This is a genomic window from Undibacterium sp. SXout20W, from assembly GCF_049340285.1.
Lineage (GTDB): Bacteria > Pseudomonadota > Gammaproteobacteria > Burkholderiales > Burkholderiaceae_D > Undibacterium.
Window position 1 is genome coordinate 1 of record NZ_JBMPPH010000004.1, and the last position, 21740, is coordinate 21740.

At 52.4% G+C, this 21740-nt stretch carries 17 protein-coding genes; all 17 read left to right on the forward strand.

Annotated elements, in window-relative coordinates:
* Nucleotides 1-668: 668 nt before the first annotated feature.
* Nucleotides 669-1529 (forward strand): hypothetical protein, encoded by an 861-nt coding sequence (locus ACO0K1_RS03485; protein WP_423022740.1) that lies wholly within the window; start codon nucleotides 669-671, stop codon nucleotides 1527-1529.
* A gap of 232 nt (nucleotides 1530-1761) precedes the next feature.
* A complete protein-coding gene (locus ACO0K1_RS03490; protein WP_423022742.1) occupies nucleotides 1762-2607 on the forward strand; it encodes a DeoR/GlpR family DNA-binding transcription regulator in 846 nt (281 codons plus the stop codon).
* Nucleotides 2604-3623 (forward strand): ABC transporter substrate-binding protein, encoded by a 1020-nt coding sequence (locus ACO0K1_RS03495; protein ID WP_423022744.1) that lies wholly within the window; start codon nucleotides 2604-2606, stop codon nucleotides 3621-3623. Before ACO0K1_RS03490 ends, ACO0K1_RS03495 begins: the two co-directional genes overlap by 4 nt.
* A 93-nt stretch (nucleotides 3624-3716) precedes the next feature.
* A complete protein-coding gene (locus tag ACO0K1_RS03500) occupies nucleotides 3717-4535 on the forward strand; it encodes an ABC transporter permease (protein WP_423023081.1) in 819 nt (272 codons plus the stop codon).
* A gap of 10 nt (nucleotides 4536-4545) precedes the next feature.
* A complete protein-coding gene (locus tag ACO0K1_RS03505) occupies nucleotides 4546-5367 on the forward strand; it encodes an ABC transporter permease (protein ID WP_423022746.1) in 822 nt (273 codons plus the stop codon).
* 5 nt (nucleotides 5368-5372) lie between these two features.
* Nucleotides 5373-6410, forward strand: coding sequence for an ABC transporter ATP-binding protein (locus ACO0K1_RS03510; RefSeq protein ID WP_423023083.1), 1038 nt, complete (start codon nucleotides 5373-5375; stop codon nucleotides 6408-6410).
* A gap of 8 nt (nucleotides 6411-6418) precedes the next feature.
* Entirely contained in the window at nucleotides 6419-7237 is an 819-nt protein-coding gene (locus tag ACO0K1_RS03515; RefSeq protein ID WP_423022748.1) for a phosphodiesterase, read from the forward strand.
* Nucleotides 7238-7821: 584 nt separating this feature from the next.
* Entirely contained in the window at nucleotides 7822-8151 is a 330-nt protein-coding gene (locus ACO0K1_RS03520) for a type II toxin-antitoxin system PrlF family antitoxin (protein ID WP_423022750.1), read from the forward strand.
* Nucleotides 8148-8663 (forward strand): type II toxin-antitoxin system YhaV family toxin, encoded by a 516-nt coding sequence (locus ACO0K1_RS03525; protein WP_423022752.1) that lies wholly within the window; start codon nucleotides 8148-8150, stop codon nucleotides 8661-8663. Before ACO0K1_RS03520 ends, ACO0K1_RS03525 begins: the two co-directional genes overlap by 4 nt.
* A gap of 66 nt (nucleotides 8664-8729) precedes the next feature.
* A complete protein-coding gene (locus tag ACO0K1_RS03530) occupies nucleotides 8730-9296 on the forward strand; it encodes a helix-turn-helix domain-containing protein (protein ID WP_423022754.1) in 567 nt (188 codons plus the stop codon).
* A gap of 299 nt (nucleotides 9297-9595) precedes the next feature.
* Nucleotides 9596-10507, forward strand: coding sequence for a helix-turn-helix transcriptional regulator (locus tag ACO0K1_RS03535; RefSeq protein ID WP_423022757.1), 912 nt, complete (start codon nucleotides 9596-9598; stop codon nucleotides 10505-10507).
* Nucleotides 10504-12582, forward strand: a complete 2079-nt coding sequence (locus ACO0K1_RS03540) for a RecQ family ATP-dependent DNA helicase (protein ID WP_423022759.1) — start codon at nucleotides 10504-10506, stop codon at nucleotides 12580-12582. The genes ACO0K1_RS03535 and ACO0K1_RS03540 overlap by 4 nt, the downstream gene beginning before the upstream one ends.
* Nucleotides 12579-13982, forward strand: a complete 1404-nt coding sequence (locus ACO0K1_RS03545; RefSeq protein ID WP_423022761.1) for a DNA-processing protein DprA — start codon at nucleotides 12579-12581, stop codon at nucleotides 13980-13982. Before ACO0K1_RS03540 ends, ACO0K1_RS03545 begins: the two co-directional genes overlap by 4 nt.
* 148 nt (nucleotides 13983-14130) lie before the next feature.
* A complete protein-coding gene (locus ACO0K1_RS03550) occupies nucleotides 14131-16611 on the forward strand; it encodes an N-6 DNA methylase (RefSeq protein ID WP_423022763.1) in 2481 nt (826 codons plus the stop codon).
* On the forward strand, nucleotides 16602-17891 hold the full coding sequence (locus ACO0K1_RS03555; protein WP_423022765.1) for a restriction endonuclease subunit S: 1290 nt from the start codon (nucleotides 16602-16604) through the stop codon (nucleotides 17889-17891). The genes ACO0K1_RS03550 and ACO0K1_RS03555 overlap by 10 nt, the downstream gene beginning before the upstream one ends.
* The gene (locus tag ACO0K1_RS03560; protein WP_423022767.1) at nucleotides 17884-20985 is read left to right on the forward strand and encodes a type I restriction endonuclease subunit R; all 3102 of its coding nucleotides are present in this window, start codon (nucleotides 17884-17886) and stop codon (nucleotides 20983-20985) included. Before ACO0K1_RS03555 ends, ACO0K1_RS03560 begins: the two co-directional genes overlap by 8 nt.
* Nucleotides 20985-21701, forward strand: coding sequence for a M48 family metallopeptidase (locus ACO0K1_RS03565; protein WP_423022769.1), 717 nt, complete (start codon nucleotides 20985-20987; stop codon nucleotides 21699-21701). Before ACO0K1_RS03560 ends, ACO0K1_RS03565 begins: the two co-directional genes overlap by 1 nt.
* Nucleotides 21702-21740 lie beyond the last annotated feature (39 nt).

Here is a 21740-nt window from a genome sequence, read left to right on the forward strand (position 1 = left end):
CCATCCCGAACAGGACCGTGAAACGACTCTGCGCCAATGATAGTGCTGCAACCAGTGTGAAAGTAGGTTATCGTCAGGCTCCCTATTGCTACCCCTCCCTGTGAAAACAGTGAGGGGTTTTGCTTTTTGTCATGCAAAAATTCTTGAGTTGCAGAAATTTTTTGGAGATAACCGGGATTGCTCATCAAATTCTATTGCCAGATCACTTCCTAAATTAATCCATTGGTTAAGCAATCAGCCAAACTGATTTACCTCTCCGCCTCAATCTGATGCGCGAAACAGTACTTAAGCCTTCGCTATGGCTTATTGCCATTGACCTCGGATGAGTCAAAAATTTAATCAGTTTTCATTTCATTTCAATCCATTCCGCCTGAGCAATATAATTTACGTCGACGGGTAAGTAATAGCAAACACGGATAAACCTTAAACGCCAGGTTTTTTGACATACATAGAGAGAAATCTGATCAATATTTTCTCGAAAATAGATCACCTATATCCGTCAATTTTTCTACTTAAGATGTATTTAATATTAATTATTTAAGAATATTTTTGAGGATAAGTTGCTTAAAAAATATAGATATAGATATAATAAAATGTAAATTTTATATCAATCTGTATTTTGTTTAACTTTTCGGGATAACGGGATGACTAATGGAGCATCAAAAAAAGTGAATTCATTACGCTTTTTTATAGGCAGTTTGTTGTCGTTACTGTTAAGTGGTTGTTTTATTGCAAATGACATCGCTACTGCAATCGTAAACGACTTAGGCCCAGTGAGCTTTAACACCGTTTGCATCATTTCTAACTGTACAAATTCTAACGCTGATGTCGTCAGTGATATTCGAACTAGCTACGTGGTAACTCAAAAAAATGGAAAGGTAACCATCACAGCTTCGATCGGACAGACCGCCAATTTATTAACAGCGGTGGCAATTACTGGCGGAGATAGTTTGACTGCGACAGTTGATGGGCAAGCGGCCACATTTCAGTCGACACCTGATACCGGGACCCCCTATACAGCAATTGTGCCAGATGCTAGTTTGCAACCAGTCGTTGTGGTGAATTTTCAACGTGGTGCTTCCGTGTATCCAAGCACTGTGACATTGCCGCCATCATTTGTGATGCTATCGCCGATGGGCACTGTTAACTTGGGGAAGAGCGCAGGAAAATTGCAGGTACAACTCAGCTTATCACCGATGGCTAAGATCGGAGCCGTCGTCAATATGAAATGTAACAGAGCAGATAGTACTAGCTTTAGCGCGCAAGATGCGGTGCCAGTTTCGTATGTAGCGAATACAAATAATAGCTTTGCCATTTATACGTCGGATCTTGAAGTCGTGTTGAATGGCGCGAGCCAAACTCCAAATAACCAAGGGGTTTCAAATATATCGCCAGTCACAACATGTGGATTGACTATTGATTGGCAAACGAAAGTTTATGGCACAGTCAGTTCAGGTTTATACCGTTCGAGCTACATTGTTGGAATTCAATCGGTTCAGAATCAGGTGAATTACGATTCACGCCTTTAAATTTCAAGCATATAGTTTCCAAGAGGCCGCGATCACTATGCGGCCTTTTTAATTTCTTGCTACCTAAAATAGGGAAGTCAAATTGCGTGTTTTTGTCAGTGCTAGCGTTTGAATATTTTCACTATTAGAAATGTTCATTTGAATATCATATTTTCATATGAAATAAAAATTTCCGTCATAAGCCCGTCATAAATAGATAATATAGTGGTCTTATCGCTGAGAGACTCACTAAATGAACATTCCATACAGCCCATATTCTGAAACTCTGCAACTCGCTGCACGAAGCGCGATTGAGCGTGCCGAGGCGATTGTTGAGCTCGTACGTACGGCAGGATTTCAGAGTATAGAAAATCTGTCCGCGCAGTTCGGAGTTACGCCGCAAACAATACGTCGCGACGTCAATAGTTTATGTGATCGTGGTCTTTTACGACGCCGGCATGGCGGCGTTGATGTTCCTAACAATGGCGAAAATCTTGCCTATACGATGCGTCAGGTGTTGCATATTGATGCAAAACGCAGTATTGCCCGCAGAGTAGCACATGAAGTCCCCGAAAATGCCTCGCTCTTTTTTGGCATTGGTACTACACCTGAGCAATGTGCGCTGGCTCTCGCAGAGCATTCGCAGCTACGGGTTATGACCAACAATATCAATGTTGCCGTCGCCTTATCTTCTAATCCACACTGTGAGATTACCCTTGCCGGTGGGCGTATCCGCAATCTCGACCAAGATGTCGTTGGTAGTGAAGCACATTCTTTTTTTGGCCGTTTTTCAGCAGATATCGGTATCTACGGCGTTGCCGGGGTCGCTGAGGACGGTACGCTACTCGATTTTAGTAGCGACGAAGTGCATATGCGCACAGAACTGACGAACCACTGTCGCCAACGCTTTTTGGTGTTGGATCATAGTAAATTTGGCCGCAGCGCAACCGTGCGTGGAGGCCATATCACTGATGCCAGTGTCGTTTTTACTAACAAGCCAATTGCACAAGAGTTAGAAAATCAACTGCATGAAGCTGGGGTGCGATTGATTATTTGTTCCGACCCATTATTACCTCGTAACTTCCGGAGAAGTGGATGATGACATTTTTTAAAATTAGCCGCACGATTGCTTTCCTTGCGTTCAGTCTTGTGGCCGTCACTAATAGCGTTCAGGCAGAAGATCGCGCCATTTGCTACAACTGTCCACCAGAATGGGCCGATTGGGGCTCGCAATTAAAAGCGATACAAGCACGTTTGGGCATTCAGGTGCCGCCAGACAATAAAAATTCTGGTCAGTCAATAACGGCATTAATAGCTGAAAAATCGAATCCAGTTGCTGACGTGGTTTATCTTGGCGGTATTGCTTCTGATCAGGCGAAAGAAGCTGGAATTATCACGCCATACAAGCCTAAAAATTGGGACAAAATCCCCGCTGATTTAAAAGATCCTCAAGGAAACTGGTTCACGATTCATTCTGGCACATTAGGACTCTTTATTAACAAGGCAGCTTTGGGGAAAAAGCCGGTACCTCAAAATTGGTCGGATTTGCTTAAGCCTGAATACAAAGGGCTTGTTGGTTATCTCGATCCGACTTCTGCGTCCGTTGGCCAGGTTGGCGTGATGGCTGTGAATCTGGCACTCGGCGGCACCTATGAAAACATCACGCCTGGCATTAATTTCTTTAAGGCACTGGTAAAAAATCAAGCGATCGTTCCTAAGCAAACATCGTATTCCAGAGTCATCAGCGGCGAAATTCCAATTTTGATCGATTACGATTTTAATGCTTATCGCGGCCAGTACACGGACAAAGCACCAGTGGTTTTTGTGATTCCAAAGGAAGGTACGGTCGTCTTTCCTTATGTAATGGCATTGGTTAAAAATAGCCCTAACGCTGAAAATGGCAAAAAGATTTTAGATTTCGTTTTGTCCGATGAAAGTCAGCAAATGTGGGGTAATGCGTATTTACGGCCTGTGTTTTCTGACAAATTATCATCTGCCGCAAAAGCGAAGTTCTTACCGGACAGTGAATATGCAAGAGCTAAACCGGTTGATCTGAAGAAGTTGGCGGCCGCACAGTCAATGATTATTGAGCGTTATAAAAACGAAGCGAAATAAAGTATCGGCACCCTCGATTCCACCGCGGTGTCATCTTGAATTCAAATGACACCCGTATCAACCTATTTTCGCTCTATCGTCATAGCCTTCAACATGCCTATTGAAAACCGTCGTCTGATTCTTTTATTGCTTCCTACCGGAATCTTCTTTTCGGCTTTCTTTTTGCTACCGATGATGAAGTTATTTATGATTGGCGGCAGCGGTATCCACGGCTGGTCTGCTTATGCCGCCATTCTCACGGATCATAATTATCTCAACTCCTTGTTAGCAACGTTGGGAGTCGGATTTGCAACGACGATGACTACCTTGATTATTAGTGGCATTAGTGGCGTATTTTTACAGCGACATCAATTTCGCAGTAACGCGTTATTAGTGAGCTTATTGACTTTGCCATTAGCGTTTCCCGGGGTAGTCATTGGCTTTATGGTGATTATGCTTGCAGGTCGACAAGGCATTATTGGTGACCTGAGTGAGGCGTTGGGAGGAGAGCGTTTGGTATTTGCTTACTCTTTACCTGGTTTGTTTATGGGATATGTGTATTTTTCTGTGCCACGAACAATTTTGACGGTCATGGCGGCGGCAGAGAAACTTGATCCTCGTTTGGAAGAAGCTGCTCGTTCATTAGGCGCCTCACCTTGGCGAGTGCTCATTGACGTGATTTTACCGGGACTTAAACCTGCCATGATTTCTGCAGGTGCAATATGCTTTGCCACCGCCGTTGGTGCGTTTGGCACTGCCTTTACTTTGGCATCCAGTATCGACGTATTGCCAATGGTGATTTATACAGAATTTACGATGTCAGCTAATTTTGCTATGGCCTCGGCCTTAAGTTTTGTACTAGGTGTAGTGACCTGGTTGGTTCTCGCATTAGCGAGAAGTGCTAGCAGCGCGACTGTTGCGGCGGCAGCTTGAGGACGCAATCATGATACGGAATCAGTTTTTATTTGCGTTGCAGTTATTGTTCACGTTGCTGGTCTGTGTATTTTTGATCGTGCCGGTCGGCATGTCGATGCTCGCTGGTATTACCACCAATTATCAGGTTGGGCTTGAAAGTGGTCTGACACTACGTTGGATCACAGAAGTTTGGGATGGTTATCGTGACACTTTATTTGCCTCACTTGGTTTATCCGTTGCTTGTCTGATGGTGACCTTAGTGCTCGGTATTCCAGCCGCCTATGTCTTGGTACGTACACAAAATCGGTTTAGTCGCGTGATCGAAGAATTGCTGGTGTTGCCGATTGCGATACCTGGTCTGGCGACTGCCTTGGCTTTGATTGTGACATTTGGCGGTGTCCCAGGCTTTCGGACATCGTGGTTATTTATTTTAGTTGGCCACGTTTTGTTCACATTGCCGTTTATGGTGCGCTCAGTTCTTGCTGTCATGCATGCCATCGACCTCAAAACCTTAGAAGAAGGCGCAGCATCGTTAGGAGCCAACTTCAGGCAACGCTTTTTTGACATTGTTCTACCAAATTGCCGCGCAGGGATTTTAGCCGGCTCACTCATGGTGATCACCTTGTCTGTCGGTGAATTTAACATGACCTGGTTGCTGCATACCCCACTCACAAAAACGTTGCCGGTTGGATTGGCCGACGCATATGCGTCCCTACGGTTCGAAATTGGTAGTGCATACACGCTGATTTTCTTTTTACTGATCACCCCTCTGTTATTGGCGATACAGGCCATTGGTAAAGTGCGCAGAATGCGCTTTGTTTCTGATGATATCGCTACAGAAAGCAACTAATGGAAATGCAAGCTTCACTTTCAATTTCTCTGCAACAATGTAGTAAAACCTTTGCGGATGGCACGCGCGCGCTTGAGCCAATTAATTTGGAAATCCATGCTGGAGAAACTATAGTTTTGCTTGGCCCGTCCGGCTGTGGAAAAACTACCACTCTGCGCATGATTGCCGGTCAGGAACAGCCAGATAAGGGTGGCAAAATTCTTTTCGACGGTGTCGATGTGACCTCCGTGCCGATCGAAAAAAGAAACGTCGGTATGGTGTTTCAATCTTATGCGTTATTCCCGAATATGACCGTGGCAGAAAATATCGGTTACGGGTTAAAAATTCGGAAAATGCCTGCTTCGGAAAGCAAGCTACGCATTGCGGAAATGCTCGCAATGATGCAAATTGAAAAATTAGCTGATCGACAGATTTCGCAATTGTCGGGCGGACAGTGCCAGCGTGTCGCTTTGGCAAGAGCCATCGCCGTCCGTCCGCGTGCCTTATTGCTAGACGAGCCGCTGACTGCGCTCGATGCTAAGTTACGCGATAGCCTTCGATTGGAAATTAACGGATTATTGCGCCAGCTAAAAATCACGGCGGTTTATGTTACTCATGATCAGACGGAAGCTATGGCTTTAGGTGATCGTATCGTCGTCATGGAACATGGTCGCATAGCGCAAATTGGGTCGCCGCGAGACATTTATCAACGACCTGCAAACAGATTTGTTGCTGATTTTATTGGTGTGATGAACCGATTAAATGGCAACATCCGTGACGGTATATTTTATTGCAATGCTGGGCACTTGCACTGGCATCAATCAGATGCCGCAACTCGTTCAATTTTATTCCGCCCCGAAGATATTAAAATTACCGAGACGCACGAGCAAAGCACGTTACATGGCATTGTCAACACTGCGGTATTTATGGGCGATCGCACGCGGATTTTAGTCGATGTCGGAGAAGCTCAACCGCTGGTCATCGATAGTCACAGTCGTTATGATTTCAAAGCTGGTGATCGTGTTGGTCTCAATATCGATTTCCGCGGCATTATCACATTATAGAAATCTGTATGTTAATTGCACAAATTAGTGATACGCACATCAAGATGCCAGGTAAGCTGGCTTACAACATTGTTGATACAGCGAAAATGCTGCGCGACTGTGTTGAACATATCATGCAGTTAAAGATTCAGCCTGATTTGATCTTGTTGACGGGCGACCTGGTCGATTTGGGACGAGACGAAGAATATGTTTTTCTGCGCAGCATACTGGCACCCATTCAACAGCGCATCATTGCAATTCCTGGTAATCACGATGAACGTGAAGCAATGCGTCGCGCATTTAAAGATGAGGGCTATTTGCCCGAGAATGGCTTTTTGCATTTCGCGATAAACGATGAATATCCATTTCGCATTATTGGCCTCGATACTCTGATTCCTTTTTCTGGCGGCGGTGAGCTATGCCATGAACGTTTAACGTGGTTAGACCAAACTTTGCAACAACAAGCCGATGGTCCAACGTTAATAATGATGCACCATCCACCATTCTTAACCGGAATTGGTCACATGGATGACATTGGCTTAAAAGGCCGTGAAGAATTTGCGGATATTATGTCGCGTCATCCGCAAGTGAAAGCGATTTTATGCGGACATTTGCACCGGACTATCCATGCGCAAGTTGGCGGACGTCCTGCAATGACCAGTCCTAGTCCCGCACATCAAATCGCACTCGATATCCATCCATCCGCCCCCAGTTTTTTTCGTATGGAACCACCTGGGTATCTACTTCATTGGTGGCACGAAGGGCAACTAATCAGTCACACCGCATTGGTCGGCAGCTTTCCTGGGCCATTTCCATTTTTCGGGGATGATGGAAAACTAATTGTCTAGCGTATGAAGTTATCAATCACCCACCGACGATTTGAATAATCAGCACGCGGTTGTAACCCGTAGACGGCCTCTCGGCTTCAAACTCTATATTTACTGAGATGGTCACAACTGTGGCTTGTTTGTGCGTTAGTTCGTCGACTAAATCGTTCATGAGAACCATTGTGATTTAGTGTTGACTGAATGCTGACGAATTGAGGACTAATTTAGACTCCCTTAGACCACTTGAAGGCGATCTAAGGGAAGCTTGAAACCCGCTTGTACACAAGGCTGGATATAGTCTTGAGTGGTCTAAGCTGGTAAATATTCTGGTGGCGGAATGCGGACCCGGGTTCAAACTCGCTATCTTCGCTAGAGTCCGTCCGCAAGCATGTAGTCCTGATTTTCAATCATTCGGCCGTTTTCGCCGCCTTTCGTCCAGCCAAAAAGGCTGCCAAAGTTAATGTTTTCGATGTGCAAATTGCTCGCCAGTCACCATCCGAGCCGACGAGTGGAATGGAAGCGCCGGATGGTAATGCACTTGCATTGACAAGACAAGGCGATTGCATTACCATGGGCGCAGTACATCCCTTTAATCGGAGCGCGCTATGGCTGCCACCCTTGAAGTTGAATCCACCCTGACCGACCGCTACCAGACCACGGTGCCGGAAACAGTTCGCCGCGCCTTGAGGCTGGGCAAGCGGGACAAGATTCACTACACGATCCGTCCCGGCGGCGAAGTCGTGCTCTCTCGCGTGGAAATTACCGAGGAAGACGATCCGGTGCTCGGGCAGTTCTTAGGCTTTCTGTCCCGCGACATTGCCAACCATCCAGAACGGCTCCAGGCCGTTGACGCCAGTCTCGTGCAACGAATTCATTCGTTGGTCGGTGGCATCGAAGTCGATCTTGATGCCGCCTTATCGGCAGACGATGAATGAGCAGGGGTCAGCCCGCTCCCTTGGTGGTCAATGGCTGGACGATCTTCGCACACCCACTGTTCCTCGCCGAGCTTGAGACAATCACTCGGCAGGTCGAAGCGCTCAAGCAAAAAGACCCGGTCGGATTCACCAAGAAAAATGCCACCAAGCGAATGACAGCGATTGCCAAGCTGGCGTTTGAGGTGATTCCACAAGATCCGGCGCGGGCCGAATACCGGCAAGGCAACACGCTGGGCGACGACCACAAACATTGGTTTCGCGCCAAGTTTTTCCAGCAGTACCGGCTGTTTTTCCGCTATCACGCGCCCAGCAAAGTGATCGTCTACGCCTGGGTGAACGACGAGGACACCAAACGCGCCTACGAGAGCAGCGACGATGCCTACCGTGTATTTCGCAAGATGCTGGAAAGTGGCCACCCTCCGGATGACTGGAATCAACTACTGGCAGAGGCGCGTACCGAGAGCGACCGACTTCAGTGCATCGCGGCAGGGGTGGCTCAGGTGCAGCCCTGAATTGAGAGCGCGCTTGCCTTCCATGGTGAACAGAGGTGTCATGGTGGCATTTGGTGAGGAGATAAAATGCACCACCCTGTGATGACTGAGCGGCAAGTAGCCGCCCGCTGGAAAGTCAGCCTGAAAACCATGCGGCGCTGGCGGCAGGATAAGGTTGGCCCGGTATGGTACAAACTTTTCCATCACGTTCGTTACCACGAGGCTGACGTTTTCGATTTTGAGCAACAGAGCGCCCAGCACTGGCTCACAATTCTTGGTGACCGTGAGCGCGTCCCCCGCGTCGTGACGCATCCGCCAAAAGAAATCGCCGCTCCCAAAGATCAGGACATCCAACCGGACCCGGCAGTGCATTACGTCAGCGCCAAGGAGGTTGTTGCCGCCACCGGTTTGCCTGGCCATCTATTTCAAAATCGCGTTGATCGGGGTCACAAGCGCATTCCTCACTTGATGCTGGTCGGAAACCTGCGCTTCTCGATGGAAGCCATTTTGCAATGGGAGTTGGCTAACAGTGTGCCGGGTATCGCGCCAGAACCACCTCCTGCCATTGCCGCAGCAGAAACTGACAATCAGCCCGAGGTGCCGGTGCGCATTCCGCGTTGGTATGAAGTCGCCCGGGAGCAGGCTGGAGGGTAGTTCGATTCTCCGCAGTGTCCAAACAGGTGTCCCTGCTTTTGTTTCAAATGGCACTGTTTAGGCCATTTGTCCGCGAGTGGCGGAACACGGAACCGAACCCGCGTCCGCAGTCCGACGAGGATAGCAACATTTCGGCCTTGAGGACACGGTTTATATGATTTGTCAGGTTTGAGTACTTGCTCAGGTACAAGCAATGGCGCATAATGTCATCACTTTGATGATATGGACCGTCTAGCGATGAGCAACAAATCCGTATTTTTTGGTCTGACCGTCGTTTCTGGTAGATGAGGAGCACGGTTATGCACCCCCAACGTGTCGAAAGCCTGAGCCACGCCCAGCGTGAACGCCTGGCCTATATCGACTTCCGTCTCTACTTTATGGGTGAGGTCGGGCGACCTGATCTGGCGAGTCGCTTTGGGGTGGCCCCTGCGGGCGCGACTCGGGATCTCGCACTTTATCGAGAGATTGCTCCACAGAACATCGAGTTCGACGGTAGCAGCAAGATCTATCGAATCGGCAAAGAGTTCGGTCCTTTGTTTAACCATACTCCGCAGCGCGTGTTGTCGGCGCTTTCCCTTGGATTTGGTGATGGCGTGAATGGCGACGCGCAGCCAATGCTTCCCTGCGAATCACCGGCTGTTTTAAGCAGTCCGCGTATGGAGGTTCTTGCGCCGATTTGCCGGGCCATTCATGCCAAGCGTCCAGTTGCAGTTCGATATCACTCGGTTAGCAGCGGTGAATCTGACCGCGTGATCGTGCCATTCGCGCTGGTCGATACGGGCCTACGCTGGCATGTTCGAGCCTTTGATCGCAAGTCTGGAGAGTTCCGGGATTTTGTAATCACCCGTATCGAAGCGCCATTGCTTCTCGATGAAGAGCCCAAGGCTAACGAACGGTCTGACAGTGACATCCAGTGGACAAGAATCGTGGAGGTTCAATTAGTTCCGCATCCCGATCAGCCTAGGCCAGCAATCACCGAACGGGATTTCAATATGGTCAACGGCGCGATTGAGTTGAAACTTCGAGCAGCAACTGCGGGATACATGCTTCGCAGGTGGAGTGTTGACTGTTCGCCAGACCATAGTCTTCGCGGCCCTGAGTACCGTCTCTGGCTGAACGATCCACTGGCAATTTACGGTGCTAAGAACGCAATGTTGGCTCCGGGCTATCGCTCGCCTGACAAACAAGAACAAGGGAGAGCCATAACATGACATATGACCCAAAGCGGGCGCTAGAGTTGCTCCGGATAGGTTCGGGTCGCACCGACGCCACATTCCGTGAAGATCAAGAGGATGCGATTCGCCACATCGTCGACGGACGCGGTCGACTGCTAGTCGTTCAGAAAACAGGCTGGGGCAAGAGCTTCGTCTACTTCATCGCCGCGAAGCTTTTGCGCGACGGCGGAAATGGTCCCGCGCTTTTGATTTCGCCATTGCTGGCGTTGATGCGAAATCAGATTGCTGCTGCGGAACGTATGGGCGTTCGTGCCGCAACGATCAACTCCGACAACATCGACGACTGGACGCAAGTCGAGGCCAAACTCGCACACGGGGAAATCGACATCCTTTTGATCTCACCCGAGCGCCTGGCAAACGAGCGTTTCCGCACGCAGGTCCTGGCAGGCATTGCCGCACAGATTTCGATGCTGGTCATCGACGAGGCGCATTGCATTTCCGACTGGGGGCACGACTTCCGCCCTCACTATCGCCTGCTGGAACGGATCGTTAAAACACTGCCTCCAAACCTCCGTCTACTGGCCACTACAGCGACAGCGAACAACCGCGTGATGGAGGATCTCGCTGCTGTACTGGGTCCAAAGCTGGATGTGTCGCGTGGCGACTTGAACCGAACATCTCTTTCCCTGCAGACCATCCGTCTGCCGAGTCAGGCAGAACGCCTTGCCTGGCTGGCAGAGCAGCTAGCCACGCTGCAAGGCAACGGCATCATTTACACGCTGACGGTGCGCGACGCCAACCAGGTCGCCGACTGGCTCAAGTCCCGGGGCTTCAATGTCGAGGCATACACAGGGGAAACGGGCGAACGTCGAGAGGCGCTGGAGCAGGCTCTGCTAAACAACGAAGTCAAAGCGCTGGTCGCAACGACGGCACTGGGCATGGGGTACGACAAGCCCGATCTGGCGTTCGTCATCCACTACCAGATGCCTGGTTCCGTCGTCGCGTATTACCAGCAAGTTGGACGTGCCGGGCGCGCGCTGGACTCTGCCTACGGTGTGCTGCTCAGCGGCCAGGAAGAGTCGGACATCACGGATTGGTTTATCCGCAGCGCCTTTCCGACTCGACAGGAAGTCGCCGACGTCCTCGGTGCATTAGAGGATGAAGAGAACGGGCTGTCAGTACCTGAGCTGCTTAGTCGCGTCAATCTGAGTAAGGGGCGCGTCGACAAGACGATTGCACTGCTCTCCCTCGAATCGCCAGCGCCAATTGCCAAACAAGGCACCAAGTGGCAACTCACTGCAGCAACCCTGAGCGAGGGGTTCTGGGCGCGAGCCGAACGGCTCACGACCCTGCGGCGTGATGAGCATCAGCAAATGCAGGATTACGTCAGCCTGCCCTTTGGTGATCACATGGGTTTCCTGATCGGCGCGCTTGACGGCGATCCAAGTGGTGTCACGAAACCCGCGCTTCCACCTCTGCCAACCGGCGTGAATGAAGCGTTGGTTCGGGACGCCATCACGTTTCTACGGCGCACCAGCCTCCCCATCGAACCCCGCAAGAAGTGGCCTGATGGAGGGATGCCTAAGTACGGCGTCAAGGGATTCATTGCCGCCGGCCACCAAGCGCAACCCGGAAAAGCCCTGTGCGTATGGGGTGACGCTGGTTGGGGTGGTCTCGTTCGGCAGGGCAAGTATCACGACAGCAAGTTTGCCGACGACCTGGTTGGTGCATGCGTAAAGATGGTTCGCGAATGGGACCCACAGCCCAAACCGACTTGGTTGACGTGCGTTCCATCGCTTCGACATCCGGATCTTGTCCCCAACTTTGCGAAGCGGTTGGCTGCGGCACTGGGTCTGCCATTTCATATGGTCATTGTGAAAACTGACAACAGACCCGAACAGAAAACGATGGCAAACAGCACACAACAGGCGCGCAACATCGACGGCTCGCTGGCTCTCAACGGTCAGCCGGTCCCGCATGGGCCGGTGATCTTGGTCGACGACCTGGTGGACTCACGCTGGACGCTGACCGTGGCCGCGTGGTTGCTGCGCACGAGCGGAAGCGGTGAAGTCTGGCCTATGGCCCTCTCTCAAACGGGGCACGACGAATGACGCCCACACTATCCCCAAACACCCAAGCAATCCTGCTGCTGACAGCGCCACTCATCGCTGGACGAGGCACTTCATCATCGGAACTCTTGACGCCCGGTGAATACAAGCGCCTCGCCCGCCACTTGCGGGAGATACAACATCAGCCAGCAGACCTTGTGTCGCCAGATGCGGCCGATCTCATGCGGGCCTGCCAACCTGTGATTGACGAAGCACGACTACAACGCTTGCTGGGGCGAGGCTTTCTCCTAAGTCAAGTCATCGAACGCTGGCAAGCACGTGCCATCTGGGTGGTCAGCCGCGCTGATGCCGAGTATCCCCGCCGCTTGAAGGCGCGCCTGCGAGAAGACGCCCCGGCAGTGATCTACGGCTGCGGCGACATGGGCTTGCTGGAGTCAGGCGGCCTCGCTGTTGTCGGATCTCGCCACGTGGACGATTCGTTAATCGACTACACAATGGCCGTGGGTCGGCTGGCGGCTCGGGCTGGACGGACCCTAGTATCGGGTGGTGCCAAAGGCATCGACCAGGCAGCTATGCGCGGTGCGCTTGAAGCTGGTGGCAAGGTCAGCGGCGTCCTCGCAGACAGTCTGGAAAAGACAACCATGAACCGCGAGCACCGCAACTTGCTGCTCGATGGCCAACTGGTGCTGATTTCGCCCTACGACCCGAGCGCCGGGTTCAACGTTGGCAACGCCATGCAGCGCAACAAGTTGATCTATGCGCTGGCGGATGCATCCCTGGTCGTCAGCTCCGATCTCAACAAAGGCGGCACCTGGGCCGGTGCCATCGAGCAACTGGACAAGCTCAAGTTCGTTCCCGTCTACGTTCGATCGACGGGCGAGTCGTCTTCCGGCATCGATGCGCTGCGAGGTAAGGGTGCTATCCCCTGGCCAAATCCACAAGACGCTGACGCGTTTGAAGGTGTATTCGATGTCGCGGCACCAACTCCGGTGGTGTCTCCGCAGACTGGCCTCGCGCTGTTCCCCGGCAACGGACCGTCCGACATGGCATCCACACCACCAGCAGCTCCGGAAGTACTACCAGCGATCGAAGCGCCAACCGAAACAGCACAGCCACTAGTTTCTGCATCAACTGCCGAACCAATTGAACCGGTTCCAGATGGGGCGCCATCGACTACACAGGCACCTGTGGACATGGCCGAAGGAGCCAGCCTGATTGCGACAAGTGTTGCAACACCTGCGGATACGCTGTTTGCCACTGTCCGAGGAGTAATTCAGGTTCTGCTGAAAACTCCCATGAAGGATGCAGAAGTTGCATTGGCTCTCGAAGTGTCAGGCGCCCAAGCCAAGGCGTGGCTGCAGCGTCTTGTCGACGAGGGTGTCATCGAAAAACAAAAGAAGCCAGCTGGTTATATCGTCAAACAGTCGAGTCTGTTTGAGTAAGCGATGACTACAAACTTCAGTACCGGTCAAGAACACTACCACTTCAGGCTCAGTGACCCGCTGGGCCTATATGGAATCGACAACGTGAAGTCGCACCCGGTGTCCGAGCCTTGGCAAATAACATATTAAAGAAATAGGATAAAAATAAATGGCCATCAAAAAATCAGACCTTTACTCATCCCTCTGGGCGTCTTGCGATGAACTGCGCGGCGGCATGGATGCCAGCCAGTACAAGGACTACGTCCTGTTCATGCTATTCATCAAGTACGTCTCGGACAAGTACGGGGATTCTGATGACTTTGCCCCGCCAGTCACCATTCCGCCCGGTGCCAGCTTCAAGGACATGGTTGCCCTTAAGGGAAAAAGCGATATCGGCGACAAGATCAACACACAGGTCATTCAGCCGCTGATCGATGCCAACTCGCGCCTTGCCCGCAGCGACTTCCCTGACTTCAATGACCCGAACAAGCTCGGTGAAGGTCAGGCGATGGTGGATCGCCTAAGCAACCTGGTCGGCATCTTCCAAAAGCCTGAACTGGATTTCTCGAAGAACCGTGCCGAGAACGACGACATCCTCGGCGACGCCTACGAGTACCTGATGCGGCACTTCGCCTCGCAGAGTGGCAAGAGCAAAGGCCAGTTCTATACCCCATCCGAAGTCAGTCGGATCATGGCCAAAGTCGTGGGAATCTCCCCGGCCAATGCCGTGGCCTCGACCACCGCGTATGACCCCACCTGTGGCTCCGGTTCCTTGCTGCTCAAGGTGGCGGCCGAAGCTGGCAAGCACATCACGCTGGAGGGGCAGGAAATGGACGTGACCACCGCTGGTCTCGCCCGTATGAACATGATCCTGCACGACTTCCCGACCGCCAACATCCTGCAAGGCAATACGCTGGCCGCACCCAAGTTCAAGGATGGCGAAAGCTTACGCACTTACGATTACGTCGTCGCCAATCCACCGTTCTCCGACAAGACCTGGGGTACCGGCCTGATACCTGCGAGCGATGCCTACCAGCGCTTTGCTTGGGGCGAACCGCCGAAGAAGCAAGGCGACTATGCCTATCTGCTGCACATCATTCGCTCACTGAAAAGCACCGGCAAAGGTGCATGCATTCTCCCGCACGGTGTCTTGTTCCGGGGTAATGCCGAGGCGGCCATCCGTGAGAAGCTGGTGCGATCCGGCGTCCTCAAAGGCGTCATCGGCCTGCCGGGCAACCTGTTCTATGGCACCGGCATCCCCGCCTGCATCTTGGTGCTGGATAAGGAAAACGCATCGGCCCGCAAAGGCATCTTCATGGTTGATGCATCGAAGGGCTTCATCAAAGATGGCCCCAAGAACCGCCTGCGCGAGCAGGACATTCACAAGATCGTCGATGCCTTCACCAAGTTGGCTGAGCTGCCACGCTACTCGCGCATGGTGCCGCTCACTGAGATCGCGGACCCGAAGAACGACTACAACCTCAATCTGCCGCGCTACATCGACAGCACTGAGCCTGAAGACATCCAGGACATCGATGGCCATCTGCGTGGCGGCATCCCTGAGCGTGACCTTGATGCGTTGGGCGACTACTGGAAGGTGATCCCCGGTGTGCGCAGCGCCCTGTTCGAATCAGCCGGTCGCGCTGGTTATGCACAGTTGAAACTGCCCATCGCCGAGGTGAAAACCACCATCTTTGCACATCCCGAGTTCACTGCATTCAATCAGGCCGCCACCAAGGTGTTTGTTGACTGGAAGCAGGCCAGCACGCCGCAGCTGAAGGGCTTTGCGCAAAATGGCCACCCAAAGCAATTGATCGAGGCGCTGTCTGAGAATTTGCTTGCCCGATTCAAGCCGACGCCACTGGTCAACGCCTATGACGTGTACCAGCACCTCATGGATTACTGGGCAGAGACGATGCAAGACGACTGCTACCTGATCGCCGATGCTGGCTGGCAGGCTGGCGCGCAGCCGCGTGAAATTCTTCAAGTCAAGAACAAGGATGGCAAGCTGGCGTGGCCCGAGGCGCATGACTACAAGAAGGGCAAACGTCGCTTTAAATCCGATCTGATACCAGCGCCGATCCTGATCGCCCGTTACTTCATCACCGAACGCGACGCGATTGAAGCGCTCGAGGCCAAGCTGGCCGATGTCGAGCAGCAACTTCAGGAAATGATGGAAGAAAACAGCGGCGAAGAAGGGCTGCTGGCCGAGGTCATTGAAGGCGAAGGCGACAAGCAAAAGATCACCGCCAAGGTCGTCAAAGCACGGTTGAAGGAAATCGGCAAAGACCCCGACTACGCGGACGAACGCAAGGCGCTGCAGGACTACGCAGCGCTGCTCGACAAGCAAACCGATGTGAAGGGCAAGCTGAAAGCAGCGCAGGATGACCTTGAGGCCAAGCTGGATGCCAAGTACCCCAAGCTGACCGAGGAAGAGATCAAAACGCTTGCGGTGGACGACAAATGGCTGGCGACCCTGGCCGATGCCGTGCAAGGCGAGCTTGATCGAGTTTCTCAGACCCTCACAGGCCGCATCCGCCAGCTTGCAGAGCGGTATGCCACGCCGCTGCCGACGCTAACTAAAGAGCTCTCAACACTTTCAGCGCGGGTGGATGAGCACCTGAAAAAAATGGGGGCGGTATGGAACTGATGCCTGGCTACAAGCACAGCGATGTGGGAGTGATCCCGGGCGAATGGGATGCCAAGCTTCTGGGCGATATCGGCGACAGTCTCATAGGATTGACTTACCGCCCCTCCGAAGTTCGCAAGTATGGAACGTTGGTGCTGCGCTCATCCAACGTTCAAAAGGGAACCCTTTGCTTTGATGACAACGTTTTTGTCGAAACCGATATTCCTGAACGCATCATGGTCAGGCCGGGAGACATTCTTGTCTGCGTGCGAAACGGCAGTCGCGATCTGATAGGTAAATCCGCACTGATTGATGAGCGAGCCATTGGCATGACATTCGGTGCATTCATGGGGGTTTTCCGTAGTGACCACGGACAGCTCCTGCATCACGTATTCCAGTCTGGAATTTTCAAAAAGCAGATTAACGAGCATCTTGGTGCGACCATCAATCAGATCACCAACAAAAGCCTGAACTCGTTCAAGGTTCCGTTACCGCCAACGAATGAGGAACGAACGAAAATCGCAAAAGCGCTAAGCGATGTAGATGCTTTGCTCGCGACCCTTGACCAAGTGATCGTCAAGAAGCGCGATCTGAAGCAGGCGGCCATGCAGCAACTACTTACAGGAGAAAAGCGTCTTCCTGGATTCTCAGGCGATTGGAAATTAAAGTCGTTTGGCGACTTGTTTGATTTCAGTGGCGGTTATTCTGCCTCGCGTGATCAGCTGTCCGACGAAGGTCATTGCTATCTGCACTACGGTGATATCCACGGATCGTCAAAAACCTCTGTTAACACCAAACGGGACTTCTTAGACATTCCTAAGCTAGATATTTCGCTCAAGCGAATTTCGGAAAGCTCACTACTTAAGCACGGCGATGTTGTTTTCGTTGATGCATCAGAAGATGACGCTGGAACGAGCAAGCATCTCGTTATTGAAAATGAGGGCGATGTCCCATTCATTTCCGGTCTGCACACGATAGTCGCCAAGAGCAAGACAAATGATCTTGCGGATACTTATAAGCACTACTGTTTCCAGACACCGGCAATACGGCAGCAATTCATGTTCTATGCGGTTGGCACCAAAGTATCCGGTATCAGCAAGACCAACATTGCAAAATTGACGCTCCCTATTCCGTCAATTCCGGAGCAAATAGCAATCGCCGCTGTACTCTCCAACATGGACGTTGAGTTAGCTGCACTTGAAGCACGCCGCTATAAAACCCGCGACATCAAACAAGCCATGATGCAGGAACTGCTCACCGGCAAAACGCGTCTGATTGCCAAGGAGGAAAGCCATGTCTGAACAAGCCCGCTCAGAGCGCAAGACGCAGAACCGCGTTGCAGCCCTGTTTACTGATGCGAGTCGCCCTGACTGCCTTGGCTACGATCACCTGGGTGAGTGGAGCAAACGCGACAACAACCGGCCCATCGAAGCTGACTTGTTGCGCAGCAATCTCAAGAAGCGTGGTTATTCTGATGCGCACATTTCGGCGGCTCTGCAGAAGCTGCTGACTGCAGCAGATTCCACCGGCATCACCCTCTATCAAGCTAATCTACGCACCTACCAACTGCTGCGCTACGGTGTGCCCGTGCAGATTGCAGCCGGTCAGGCCCACGAGACCGTACACCTCATCGATTGGGAAACGCCCGGCAACAACGATTTCGGGCTAGCCGAAGAGGTCACCCTGCGGGGTGGCTATGAGCGTCGGCCTGATCTGGTGGTGTACATCAATGGTATCGCCATTGCAGTCATCGAACTGAAACGCAGCTCGGTGGAGGTGGCCGACGGTGTTCGCCAGCTCATCACCAATCAGGAAGAGATTTTCAACAAGGGCTTTTTCAGCACGGTACAGCTGGTGCTGGCGGGCAGCGACTCGCAGGGGCTGCGATACGGCACCACCGGCACACCGGAGAAGTTCTTCGTAGAGTGGAAGGAGCGCAAAGACAAAAGCGCCACCACGTCTGAGCCGCTTGCTGAGGGTGTTTTGCTAGATAAGCCGCTGGCGCAGATGTTTGACAAGGTGCGCCTGCTGGATCTGATACGCAACTTCATCATCTTTGATGGTGGCCAGAAGAAGGTGCCCCGCGTCCATCAGTACCTCGGCGTGAAAGCCGCCCAGGAGCGGGTGAAGCAGCAGGAAGGCGGTGTGATTTGGCACACCCAAGGTAGCGGCAAGAGCATTCTGATGGTGCTGATTGCAAAGTGGCTACTGGAGTTTGACCCGCACGCCCGCATCCTGGTAATCACCGACCGCGATGAGCTGGACAAGCAGATCGTGGGTGTGATGAAGAATGCTGGCGTGATTGGCGAGGATGCCGCATCGCCGCGCATCACCTCCCGCGCGGAATTGGTCGAAAAGCTGGGGGCGGCCACGCCGCGCCTAATGTGCGCGCTGATCCACAAGTTTGACACGACCGATCTGAAGGGTGAGCCTCCCAAAGTGGTGGGCCGTGTCTACGTCTTCGTCGATGAATGTCATCGCACGCAAGGTGGCGACATGAACAAGCAGATGAAGCGTTGGCTGGAAGCCGCGATCTTCATTGGCTTCACCGGCACGCCACTGCTGCGCAAAGACAAGCAGACCACCCGCGAGGTGTTCGGCACCTACATCCACACCTACAAGTTCGATGAAGCGGTAGCCGACAAGGTTGTGCTTGACCTGAAGTACGAAGCGCGTGATGTGCCGCAGCGCCTGACGTCAAAGAAAGCCATCGATGCGTGGTTTGATCAGAAAACCAAGGGGCTGAACAACTTTCAGCGTTCGGTTCTGCGCAAGCGCTGGGCGACGATGGAAGAGCTGATGAGTGCCGGTGAGCGCAAGCAGCGCATCATCGCCGACATCATCCACGACTTCGGTGTGCAGCCGCGCCTGAACAATGACCGGGGTACGGCCATCCTGGTGGCAGCCTCCATCTACGACGCCTGCCATTACTTCCGCCTGCTTCAGAACACTTCGTTCGGCAAGTACTGCGGAATCATTACCTCTTACGAGCCCAATCACAACGCGATCTCGCGCGAACCCAAGGACAGTGACGAGCGCTACAAGTTCGACACCTACACCCAGCACGTCCTGCAGAAAGACCAAACCACCAAGGACTACGAGGACAAGACCAAGCAGCGCTTCATCGACGAGCCTGCCAATCTGAAGCTGCTGATTGTGGTGAGCAAATTGTTGACTGGGTTCGATGCTCCCTCTTGCACCTACATCTACCTAGACAACGAGCTGCGTGATCACAACCTGTTCCAGGCCATTTGCCGCACCAACCGGCTCGACGGCGACGACAAGGACTATGGCCACATCGTCGACTACAAAGAGCTGTTCGAGAAGGTGCAGGACTCCATCGCCGTTTACACCTCGGACGAGTTGGACATCGACGATGGTGGCGACGACGGCAATGTCACCTTAAAAAACTGGCTGAAGGAAGGCAAGGCGCAGCTCGATGCTGCCCGCGAGGCGTTGCGCTATTTGTGCGAGCCGGTGGCCACGCCGCGCGAGATGGAGCAGTACCTGCATTATTTCTGCGGTGATGCCAACGATCCGGAGGCGCTGCTGAACACCGAGCCGCTGCGCATTTCGTTCTACAAGTCGGCAGCTGCGTTCCTGCGAGCCTATGCGGCAATTGCCCAGAACCTCGAAGAAGCAGGATATTCAGCGGCTGACATCGCTGCGCTCGAAAACGAAATTGAGTTCTACAGCGACACGCGCACTGCGATCAAAAAGCATTCAGGCGAAGAGCTGGACATCAAGCCTTACGAGGCGGATATGCGCCACCTCATCAACACTTACATCCAAGCAGACCCGGCTGAAGATTTGGGCAACCTGAGCTCGCTCTCACTGACTGAGCTGATCATTGAAACCGGTATTCACGATGCCATCGCCAAGAAGCTGAACCAGAAGGGAAAGCTCTCGAGAAATGCGATTGCTGAAGGCATCATCAACAACGTCCGTAAAACGATCATTCGTGACCAGCTGACTGATCCGAAGTTTTACGACGAGATATCCAAGCTCCTCGAAGACCTGATCAAGCAAAAGCGCGACGACACCGCTGCCTACGAGAAATTTCTCCAGAAGGCAGAGGAGTTGGTGAAAAAGATGGCGGCAAAGAATACGGGTAGCCATCCCCATGTACTCAACGGCCACCCAGAGGCCATCGCCCTTTTCAACAACCTGGCGAGCATCTCGACCACAACTTTCGTTTGTCCGGCTGACGACGATGGCAAAGCGACGCTCGCGCTTGAACTTGATCAGGCGATGCGAGAGCAGGCACCGGCAGGCTGGAAAGGCGATGACACTCGGGAGAAGCAAGTGCTCAATGCCCTGTTCCCCATCATGTCTCGTGATCGCGTGGCGACGCAGGCCATTTTTGAAATCATCAAGAACCAACCGGGGTACTGATGAACGAGACGATCCAACTGGGCGAGATTTCGATAACGGTGACCAGGAAGGACATCAAAAATGTCCACCTCACCGTTCATCCGCCTGATGGACGTGTGACCCTTGCCGCTCCGAGCAACACACGCCTAGAAGTAGCGCGCGCCTACGCGATCTCCAAGTTGGTCTGGATTCGTGAGCAGCAGAGAAAGTTGGAATGTCAGGCGCGGGAAACACCACGCCAATTCATTGAACGCGAGAGCCACCATGTTTGGGGGCGTCGCTATTTGATGACGGTCGACTACCAAGATGTGAAGCCCTTAGTTGTCCTCAGCAACAAGCGGATCACCTTGATTGTTCGTCCTGGCTGCAGTGCAGAAAGGCGCGCAGAAGTGATGCATGAGTGGCACAAGTCGCTGCTGCATGAGGTCGTACCGCCACTGATTCAAAAGTGGGAGCGAAAGCTCAAGGTGAACGTTTCAGGCTACTTCCTGCAGCGGATGAAAACCAAGTGGGGCAGTTGCAATCACGCAGCGGGAAATATCCGCCTCAATACGGAGCTGGTGAAAAAGCCAAAGGATTTAGTTGAGTACGTCATCGTGCATGAAATGGCCCATTTGATTGAGCCCACGCACAGCGACCGATTCATCGCAATCCTTGATGAGCATTTCCCTACTTGGCGCGAGGCACGGGACGAGCTTAATGAGCTTCCGTTGGCAGCAGAGGTTTGGAAAGAGTGAACATCGGAGAAAAATTTTGGCGTTGAATAGATACGATGC

Coding starts and splice junctions, on each gene's coding strand:
- ACO0K1_RS03525 (WP_423022752.1), top strand. CDS start 8,148: ATGAGCAGGGGTCAGCCCGCTCCCTTGGTGGTCAATGGCTGGACGATC.
- ACO0K1_RS03565 (WP_423022769.1), top strand. CDS start 20,985: ATGAACGAGACGATCCAACTGGGCGAGATTTCGATAACGGTGACCAGG.
- ACO0K1_RS03560 (WP_423022767.1), top strand. CDS start 17,884: ATGTCTGAACAAGCCCGCTCAGAGCGCAAGACGCAGAACCGCGTTGCA.
- ACO0K1_RS03520 (WP_423022750.1), top strand. CDS start 7,822: ATGGCTGCCACCCTTGAAGTTGAATCCACCCTGACCGACCGCTACCAG.
- ACO0K1_RS03545 (WP_423022761.1), top strand. CDS start 12,579: ATGACGCCCACACTATCCCCAAACACCCAAGCAATCCTGCTGCTGACA.
- ACO0K1_RS03535 (WP_423022757.1), top strand. CDS start 9,596: ATGCACCCCCAACGTGTCGAAAGCCTGAGCCACGCCCAGCGTGAACGC.
- ACO0K1_RS03505 (WP_423022746.1), top strand. CDS start 4,546: ATGATACGGAATCAGTTTTTATTTGCGTTGCAGTTATTGTTCACGTTG.
- ACO0K1_RS03540 (WP_423022759.1), top strand. CDS start 10,504: ATGACATATGACCCAAAGCGGGCGCTAGAGTTGCTCCGGATAGGTTCG.
- ACO0K1_RS03495 (WP_423022744.1), top strand. CDS start 2,604: ATGATGACATTTTTTAAAATTAGCCGCACGATTGCTTTCCTTGCGTTC.
- ACO0K1_RS03515 (WP_423022748.1), top strand. CDS start 6,419: ATGTTAATTGCACAAATTAGTGATACGCACATCAAGATGCCAGGTAAG.
- ACO0K1_RS03510 (WP_423023083.1), top strand. CDS start 5,373: ATGCAAGCTTCACTTTCAATTTCTCTGCAACAATGTAGTAAAACCTTT.
- ACO0K1_RS03530 (WP_423022754.1), top strand. CDS start 8,730: ATGCACCACCCTGTGATGACTGAGCGGCAAGTAGCCGCCCGCTGGAAA.
- ACO0K1_RS03550 (WP_423022763.1), top strand. CDS start 14,131: ATGGCCATCAAAAAATCAGACCTTTACTCATCCCTCTGGGCGTCTTGC.
- ACO0K1_RS03555 (WP_423022765.1), top strand. CDS start 16,602: ATGGAACTGATGCCTGGCTACAAGCACAGCGATGTGGGAGTGATCCCG.
- ACO0K1_RS03500 (WP_423023081.1), top strand. CDS start 3,717: ATGCCTATTGAAAACCGTCGTCTGATTCTTTTATTGCTTCCTACCGGA.
- ACO0K1_RS03490 (WP_423022742.1), top strand. CDS start 1,762: ATGAACATTCCATACAGCCCATATTCTGAAACTCTGCAACTCGCTGCA.